General features: G+C 71.9%; 3 protein-coding genes and 1 pseudogene. 1 reads left to right on the top strand and 3 read right to left on the bottom strand.

Translation table 11 applies throughout. The features are described from left to right. Positions 1–437 precede the first annotated feature (437 nt). Entirely contained in the window at positions 438–3662 is a 3225-nt protein-coding gene (locus tag FNH05_RS38885) for a LamG-like jellyroll fold domain-containing protein (protein ID WP_144591102.1), read from the top strand. A gap of 1089 nt (positions 3663–4751) precedes the next feature. On the opposite strand, the pseudogene FNH05_RS40165 reads toward FNH05_RS38885, so the two are convergent. The 3 genes and pseudogenes from FNH05_RS40165 to FNH05_RS24725 form a co-directional block, all read right to left on the bottom strand. Beyond that, positions 4752–5633: pseudogene (locus FNH05_RS40165) on the bottom strand (AfsR/SARP family transcriptional regulator); the annotation flags it as partial. Then, on the bottom strand, positions 5590–7839 hold the full coding sequence (locus tag FNH05_RS24720; protein ID WP_144591104.1) for a DUF8189 domain-containing protein: 2250 nt from the start codon (positions 7837–7839) through the stop codon (positions 5590–5592). The pseudogene FNH05_RS40165 and the gene FNH05_RS24720, both read right to left, overlap by 44 nt. Positions 7840–7874: 35 nt before the next feature. Beyond that, positions 7875–8922, bottom strand: a 1048-nt coding sequence (locus tag FNH05_RS24725) for a Hint domain-containing protein (protein WP_246127926.1), incomplete at its 5' end; no start/stop codon positions are given.

Here is an 8922-nt window from a genome sequence, read left to right on the forward strand (position 1 = left end):
GTCCCAATCCTGGCCGAGGGGCCTGTTCGCGACCCAAGGCACATCGCGCCGGCGCTTGAGTCCCACCTTCCAGCGCTTGTGTCCCACGCTCGGGCGCTTGTGTCCCACGCTCCGGCGCTGACCGTGTCAGGGGCGTGCCCTCAAGGCGATCTTCAGGGCACCCAACACCGACCCAGCGTGGAACTCACGCGCACGAGCGTGGGACACAAGCGCACCAGCGTGGGACACAAGCGCACCAGCGTGGGACACAAACTGCGGAAGGTGTGCCGTGTACCGCCGACCCGACCCGACCTTGCCGGAGCCCCGGTCGATACGACCGTGAGGAGACTCCTCACGGGAACGGGCGGTCTCCGCCGGGCGCGAACGTTCGGCCGTGGAAAAGGGGGTGGCTAGTGGGAGGAAAGCGGATTTTTACCGCGGGACGCCAGGATGGACCGATGATGCGTCGGTTGGTGTTGGTGTTGGCGCTGGTGCTGGGCCTGCTGCCCGCGGTGGACGCCGCGGCCAGCGGCGTGGTGGTGTCGCAGGGCGCGGTGGCCGGCACGGAACAGGTGTTGTTCCGTGCCGGCACGGCCGGCTACGGCTGCTTCCGGATCCCGGCGCTGGTCCGGACCGCGCAGGGCAGCCTGCTCGCGTTCAGCGAAGCCCGCAAGTCACCCTCGTGTGCCGACCGCGGCGACATCGACACCGTGGTGCGCCGCTCCACCAACAACGGCCGTACCTGGGGGCCGATCCGGGTCGTGCTGTCCGGTTCCGCCGACGATCCCTTCGCCCCGTTCACCCGCGGCAACCCCGCCCCCGTGGTGGACCGGACCACCGGTGCGGTCTTCTTGGTCTCCACCTCCAACGACGCGAGCGCGGGCGGCCCCCGCCTGCCGTGGGTGCAGCGCAGCGACGACGACGGCCTCACCTGGACCACCGCACAGCGGGTGACCGCGAGCTTCGACGGCACCACCGACGGCTGGTTCGCCACCGGTCCCGGGCACGGCGTCCAGCTCTCCAGCGGCAGGCTCGTGGTCGGTGCCCACCAGAAGCCGCGGTCCGGGGTGGTGAACGCGGGTGTCCTCTACAGCGACGACCACGGGCTGACCTGGCACGCGAGTGCCGCCGCGAACTCCTTTGTGGACGGTCAGCTCAGCCCCGGCGAGGTCTCGGTGGCCGAACTGCCGGACGGCCGACTCTATGCCGCCGCGCGCAACGAGATCACCGACGGCGATCACCGGGCCATGGCGGTGAGCGCCGACGGCGGCACCACGATGCCCGCCTTCACCGCCGTGCCCTCCCTGGTCACGCCGAGCGTCCAGGGCTCGGTGCTGGCCCCGCAGCAGACCTACCAGAGCAGGCCGGGCGACACCCTGCTGTTCTCCGGTCCCGCCGATCCGAGCGACCGCAAGCTGATGACGGTGCGCTACTCGACGAACAACGGGGTGAGCTGGACGACCCCCGCGCACGGCCTGATCACCAACCAGCGTTCGGGCTACTCGGACCTGGCGGAACTGACCGACGGCGAGATCGGCCTGCTCTACGAAGGCGGGGTCTCCTTCTCCGCCGACGAAATCCGCTTCAACCGGTTCACCCCGGCCGAGCTCGGAATCCCCGGCACCTTCACCGGGAAACCGTCCACCCAGCCCATTCCGCTGGCGGGGCCGACCACGCCCGACGCCTCGCCGGAGGCGAACGACGCCTACCTGGCCGGCAACGCCACCGTCAACCAGGGCCTGGTCCTGGACGGATCCGGGGACTACGCCGACGTCCCCTACAGCCGCAGCCTCGATCCCGGCAGCGGCGATTTCACCTACACCACCTCGTTTTCCTACAGCGCCTCCGCCTCCAGCCCGAACCAGGTGCTGTTCTGGGCGTACGGGGTCGGGGCCGGCGCCCCGCAGGTGTGGCTGCGGGCCCAGCCCGGACAGGACCAGGTGCTGGCCTGGGTCCAAGGCGACACCGGCACGACCGTGGCGGTCAAGGATTCCTCGTCCGCCTACGCCTTCGGCGACGGCGCGAACCACAGCCTGACGCTGACCCGGTCCGGGAGCCAGATCCGGCTCACCGTGGACGGAGCCTCGGCCACGGCGAGCGGGGTGAGCGGTTCGGTCAGCGCGGGGACGCTCGGGCTGCGGCTCGGCGCGAAGCCGGACGGCAGCGCCAGCGACCCCTTCCATGGCACGCTCCGGGACTTCCGGTTCTCCCGCTCGGCCGACGGCACGGCGACGCCGGTCCTGCGGCTGCCGTTCGCGATGGTCGACGGGGCGGCCACGGTCTCCCGTACCACCGTCGCGATCTCCGACGACGTCTCGGCGCACTGCGCCGACGGGTCCCTGCTCGGTGGGCTCGGCACGCGGGTGGACGGCCGCGTCGCGGGCACGCTCGCCCTCCAGATCGATTCGTCCCATCCTGGCGTGGAAACCCCGTTCGTGCCCTCCCTCGACCTCGGCGACGGCGATTTCACCCTCACCACGTGGTTCCGCTACGACGCCACGGCGAGCAGCCCCAATCAGGCCCTGCTGTGGGCCTTCGGCGCCACCTCCGGCAAACGGTCGGTCTGGGTCCGGGCGCAGCCCGCGCAGGACCGGCTCTACGCCTGGGTCCAGACCGACACCGGCCAGGTGGCCGTGGCCCTGCCCGACATCTCGGGGGCCACCGCGTTCGGTGACGGCGCCTGGCATCCGCTGGCGCTGTCCCGCAGCGCCGGGCAGGTGCGGCTGAGCGTGGGGAGCCAGTCGGCGACCGCGACCGGGCTCACCGGCTCGGTCACCGCGGGCAAGGGCGACCTCCTCGGCCTGCGCGCGGGGTCCAAACCGGACGGAACCGACGTGTTCACCGGGGCGTTCGACGAGGTTCGCGTCTACCCGCGGGCGCTGACCGACGCCGAGGCGGCCGGGGCGTACCCGTCCGACCGGCCGTCGCTGTGGTGGTCGTTCGAAAACCAGACCACCCAGCAGCACGACGTTGCGCGCCTCGCCGACGGTCCGTCCACTCCGGACTATGCCGGGCACTGCGCCGGGGCCTACGTCCGGGGCGGGGCGGCGCTGGGCCCCGGCAAGACCGGCAGCGCGCTGACCTTCGACGGCACCAGCGACGACGTGGAACTGCCCTACTCGCCGTCGACCGCGCTCGGCGCCGGCGACTTCACCTTCACCACCTGGCTGAAGTACAGCGCCACCCCGGCCGACGCCGACCAGGTCGTCCTCTGGGCCTACGGGACCGGTTCCACGGCGCGTTCCCTGTGGCTGCGCGCCCAGCCGTCGAAGGACCGGCTGTACGCCTGGATCCAGACCGACGCCGGTGCGGCCGGGGTCGCCGCGCCGGACACCGCCGCCTCGGTCGCCTTCGGGGACGGCGCCTGGCACCACCTCGCGCTCCGGCGCGCGGGAACCACCCTGTCACTGATCGTCGACGGCACGACCGTAGGCAGCACAGCCATCCCGGCCGGATCGCTGAGCTACGACGACACCTTCACCGCCGACGGTCTCGAACTCGGCGCGAAACCCGACGGCACCAACCGGCTGCGCGGCTCGCTGGACGAGTTCCGGTTGTTCCGCAAGGCGCTGTCGGGGAGCGAACTCGACGCCGTGCGCCAGGACAACGCCGACCTGGGCATGGTGACCGCCGTCCGGCTGCCGTTCGAGACCCTCTCCGCGACCGGCCACGCCCGCATGTGACGACGGAAGTGACGCCGGTGACGGTTCGTCGGCGGCGAGCCGGGCCAGCGCGAACGGGCGCATCAGCTCGTGCAGCCGGTAGCGGTCGCGGCCGTGCTGCTCGACGAGGTTCACCGCGGCCAGCGCCCGCAGCCGCCGGTGCGCCTCGACGGGCGCCCCGGGTTCGAGCAGGGCCAGGGCCTCGCCCGTGATGTCCCCCCGGATCAGGGCGAGTCGCCGGAACTGTCGTTTCAGTTCCGGGGGCAGGCGGTCGTAGGACGCGGCGAAGGCGGCGGCCACCGAGGTGTGCTCGGCGCCCGCCACGGTGAGCCCCTCCAGCACGCCGTCCTCGAGTTCGGCGAGGAAGAGCCCGACCGGGTAGTCCGTCCCGAGTTCGGCCGCCGCGATGCGCAGCGCCAGCGGGAGATGGCCGCACCGGCGCGCCAGCTCGGCGACCGCGGCCGGTTCGGCCGCCACCCGCCGCGGGCCGAGCAGCCGGGTCAGCAGGGCCCGCGACTCGGCGGCGGCGAGCGGGGGCACCGGCAGGGTGCGCGCGCCGTCGCGCACCGCCAGATCGCCCAGCCGGTCGCGGCTGGTCACCAGCACCAGGGTGGAACGTCCCGGCAGCAGCGCGCGCACCTGCTCGGCGGAACAGGCGTCGTCGAGCACCAGCAGCATCTTCCGGCCCGCCAGCACCGACCGGTACAGCCGGGCCAGTTCGTCGTCGCGGTCGGGGACGCGTTCCGGTGGCACCCCGAGCGCGCGCAGCACCTGGGCCAGCACCACCGCGGGGCCGAGCGGGCCGTGGCGGTCGCCGCCGGTGCCGAACCCGCCCAGGTCGACGAAGAGCTGGCCGTCCGGGAACCGGGCACGCACGCGGTGGGCCCAGTGCACCGCCAGCGCGGTCTTGCCCGCCCCGGCCATCCCGCTGATCACCCAGACGCGCACCCCCTCGCCGGGTAAGCGCTCCAGATCCCGGTCCAGTACCGCGAGTTCGGCGGCGCGGCCGACGAAATCCGCCACGTCGTGCGGAAGTTCGGCGGGGGTGACCGCCTCCCGCAGCTCCGGTTCAGCGGCGGCGGGCCCGTCCTCGCCGCGCAGGATCCGCTGGTGCAGTTCCTGCAGCCGTCCGCCGGGATCGATGCCGAGTTCGGCCGCCAGCCGCAGGCGGATCTCCGAGTAGGCCGCCAGCGCCTCGGGCGCACGGCCGGAGCGGTACAGCGCGAGCATGAACTGCCAGCTCAGCTTTTCCCGGAACGGGTACTCGCGGACGAGCCTGCGCAGGTCGTCGACGAGCCGGGCCGGGCGCCCCAGCGCCAGTTCGGCGTCGAAGAACTGCTCGAACGCGCACAGCCGCCGCTCCTGAAGGCTCTGTGCTTCGTGCTCGGCGAGCGTTTCGGCCACCCCGCCCAGCGCGGGGCCGCTCCACAGCCCCAGCGCGCCGCGCAGCCGTTCGGAGGCACGCTCGGTCTGGCCGGACGCCAGGTCCGTCATGGCCTGTTCCACGCTGGTGGAGAACACTTCGAGATCCAGCTCGCCGGGGGCGACCTTGATCAGGTACCCGGGCGGGCGGCGCAGGATGGTGTCGTGCCCCAGCAGCTTGCGCAGCCCGGAGATGTGGATCTGCAGCTGGCCGCGGACGTTGGCGGGGGCGCGCTTGCCCCAGACCAGCGAGCACAGCTGCTCGTCGGAGACGACCTGGTTGGCATGCAGCAGCAGGGCGGCCAGCACCGCGCGCTGCTTCGGCCCGCCGAGCCGTAACGGACCCTCTTCGCCGGCCACGGCGACCGGGCCGAGCACCTGATAACGCATCAAGCCACACCTCCAGCACCGACCGCGCGAAGCGGCCGCGGACCCCAGGAGAAAGGGCCGGGGTCCTCGGACCCCGGCCCTTCCCGTCAACGCTTTTCGTGATCTGGGTGTCGCCGTTACCAGCTCACGGAACTGTTCACATTCCCGAAAGTTGCCGTTCGTAGAACCGAGTCGCGCCATTGGCGTTACGGAAGGTGATCATCCACGACTGGCCGTTGGAGTTGGTGTAGGGCGCCGTGGTCGGATCGGTCGCCGACGGGTCGGTGGCGCCGATCGTCTTGGTCCACGAACCCCAGGTGTTGCTCCCGGTCGCGGTCTCCCACACGTGGTAGATCTCGTTGTCGGAGCCGCGCACGACCACGGCGAGCCTGCCCAGGGCCGGGTCCATGATCGCGGCGGGCGCGCCGGCGGAGGTGAAGCCGCCCAGCGACTGGTAGTCCGCGGGCCAGGAGCCGTCGGAGTTGGCCAGCTTGGCCACGATCGTGCCGTCCGCCGCGCGGGCGAACACCTGCAGCAGGTAACCCGGCCGCACCACCACCGCGGGCCGGCCGGACAGGCCCGAGCCGCCAAGGTCGGTCCACGGCGACACCGAACCGTCGTTGTAGTACTCGACGGTTTTGATCGCACCGGCGCCGTCGACGCCGAACACCCGCAGCCCGTCACGGACCTGCGCCACCGACAGCGTCGAGGCGGCCAGGTTCTGGTCGCCGAGGTCGCGCCAGTAAGGAACCGCACCGCTCTGGGCGTAGACCCACAGCTTTCCGTCGGTGTCGGTGTCGAACTGCATCACGGTGCCGTCGGAAAGCTTGCCGGTGACCGGCGCACCGGCCATCGACCCGCCGAAGTTCTCCCACGGGTTCCACGTGCTCGCCCCGGAGGCGGTCTGGGTGTCCGCCCAGACGTCACTGTCGGTGTGCTGCGCGGCGACCTGGATGCGGCCGTCGGACAACTGGCTCAGCGCGGGCTGGCCCGAGAACGCCTCGTTGCCGGAGATCACCGTCCACTGCACCGAACCGAAGTTGTCCGGATCGGTCTGGTGCCCGTAGACCACGCGGCCCGCGTTGTCGGTGTAGGCGTATTCGAGGGTGCCCACGGTGGCACCGGCCACCGGTGCGGCCTGCATCGCGGTCATGGGCGTGTTCTGCGCGACCGCGACTCCGGGCAGCGGGTTGGCGAACCAGCCCTGCAGGTCCACGATCACGTGCGTGGTGCCGGAACTGCCGTTGCGGATGCGGATCCTGCCGTCGGTGCCCGGCTTGAGCACCAGCGCGTTGGCCCGCCACTTGCCCGCCTTGAAGTCCATGATGGACACCGAAGGCTCGGCGTCCCCGACCGGCCACGCCTTGAGGTAGCCGTCGGACTCGGGGGTCGCCACGAGGTTCAGCGCGGTCGCGGCCACGCCGTGGGTCGGCATGCCGAAGGTGCCACCGACCTGGACGTCCACAGTGGAGTTCGCCGGGATGGGCAGACCGGCCCCGGTGGTCCGGGTGTTGAACAGCCGCCCGGCGACCTGCCGCAGCCCCGAGCCCTGGGTGGAGCTGGACGAGTAGTAGCCCTCGGCGGTGACCACGAGGTTGATCGCCGCGCTGCCCTTGTTGGTGAAGGTCACCTGGCCGTTGGAAGGCAGCACCAGCACCGAACCCTGTTGCGTGGACCCGGTTTCGTAGTTCATCACCGGCCGCTGGGTGCCGCCGGCGGGGGCGGCGTCCAGCCAGCCCGCCGCCGAGGCGCCCGGCACCAGCAGGTTCACCTGAGCTGCCGCGGCACCGGCCGGGATCACTCCTCCGGTGAGCGTCACCGTGCGCGTGGCCCCGGCGGCGATGGTGGCCGTGGTGGTGCCGAGCCCGCTGCGCGTGTCGATCAGCCGGGTGTGCGGCACCGCGAACAGCCCGCCGCCCGTGGTGCCCTGCTGGGCCTTGTAGTAGCCCTGCACCTCGACCGCGATGTCGACCTTGCCGCCGGAGTTGTAGACGGCGATCTTGCCGTTGGCGCCGACCTTCACCACGGCGGTGTTGGACAGGTCCTCGCCCGCGGTGGCCGACACCATGGTCAGGGTCGGGCGCGAGGTCCCGTCGGGCCACAGCTCCGCCCAGGTGGAGGCGGTGGGGCCGAGCAGTGTGATGCGCGCCAGCACCGAACCCACGCCGGTGGTGGGAATCCCGCCGACGCCGAGCACCGGGAAGGTCGCGGTGGCACCCGCGCCCAGCGGGGCGGAGGTGCCGCCGGTGCCGTTGCGGGTGTCGAACACGACCGGGGTCGACGCGAGGGGCACGAAGTCCCCGCCGCCGCCCGCGGCGTCCGCGTGCGCCACCGGCGCCTGCGGGGCGACGAGCACGGTGACCGCCGCCGCGAGGGCGGCGACCACCACGCCAAGTCTTCTGAACACGTGTTTCTCCTTTGGATTTACCACTCTTCCGCCGGCTACTTCTTCCCGCCGTCGGCGATCATGTCCCAGTAGCAGTTGGTCAGCAGGACCAGTCCGGCGGCCAGGCCCAGCGTCTTGTGTTCGGTGGCGTAGCCGATCCCGAGCGCCGTACCGGGCTTTCCGATGCATTTCGCCAGCGCCTTCCCGAGGTCCTTGGTGACTCCGCGGATCGGTCGCTTCACCGCGTAGTCCCAGCCCTTCCGGCCCGCCGCCTTGAGCCCGTTTTTCGTCTTCGCGACGACACCGGTCTTGGGCTTGGCGTGCCGGGCCCCTTGTTTGGCGATGTTCTTGCCGCAGTCGGGGTCCACGTTGTGCACCAGCAGGCCGATACCGGCGACGGTGACGAAGAAGGTGTGCAGCGTGTCGACCGTGAGGTTGTAGACGGTGTCCACACGCGACCACGACGAGGTGCCGACGACGGTTCCGTCCTGCCCCGAAGCCGTCTGGATCCGCTCGCCCGGGCGCAGGTCCGCGGCCTGCACCCAGCGGTGCTCGCCGTCGTCGAAGAACGGGTGCCCCGAGGTCGCCACCACGGTGCCGGTGGCCTGATCGGTGGCGACCGTGACCGAGGTGAGCTCCTTCTCGCCGGTACCGGTGATCACGCCGGTCACCTTCTCCGCCGCGGCCCGCCCGGTGACCGGGTCGGTGGCCCGCACCTCGTCCCCGACCTTCACCTGCGAGATCGGTTTCGTGCTCCCGTCGGCCATCAGGACGCCGGTATCGGCGGCGAAGCTGTTCCCGGCCGCCAGGCAGGCAACGTTTTCCACGGTCTTCGCCGTGTCCTTGGCGGCGGTGGCCGCCTCCTCGGCCCGCCGGACGTCCCGCGCCGCCTTGCCGAATTTCAGCAGGTCCTTGCCCGCCTTCAGGCCCACCGCCGCACCCTTGAGCCCGCGCAGCGCAGCGGTGGCCTCGGGGCCGGCGGCCAGGCTCGCCACGGTGACCACGGTCCAGGCACACGCCCCGAAGTCACCCTTGGTGAGGCACTTCTTCGCGTCGTTGTACCCGCTGAGCTCCTTGACGACGTCGAGCGCGCCGCTCCAGGAC

Source organism: Amycolatopsis rhizosphaerae (genome assembly GCF_007713715.1).
In the GTDB taxonomy this organism is placed as follows: Bacteria; Actinomycetota; Actinomycetes; order Mycobacteriales; family Pseudonocardiaceae; genus Amycolatopsis_E; species Amycolatopsis_E rhizosphaerae.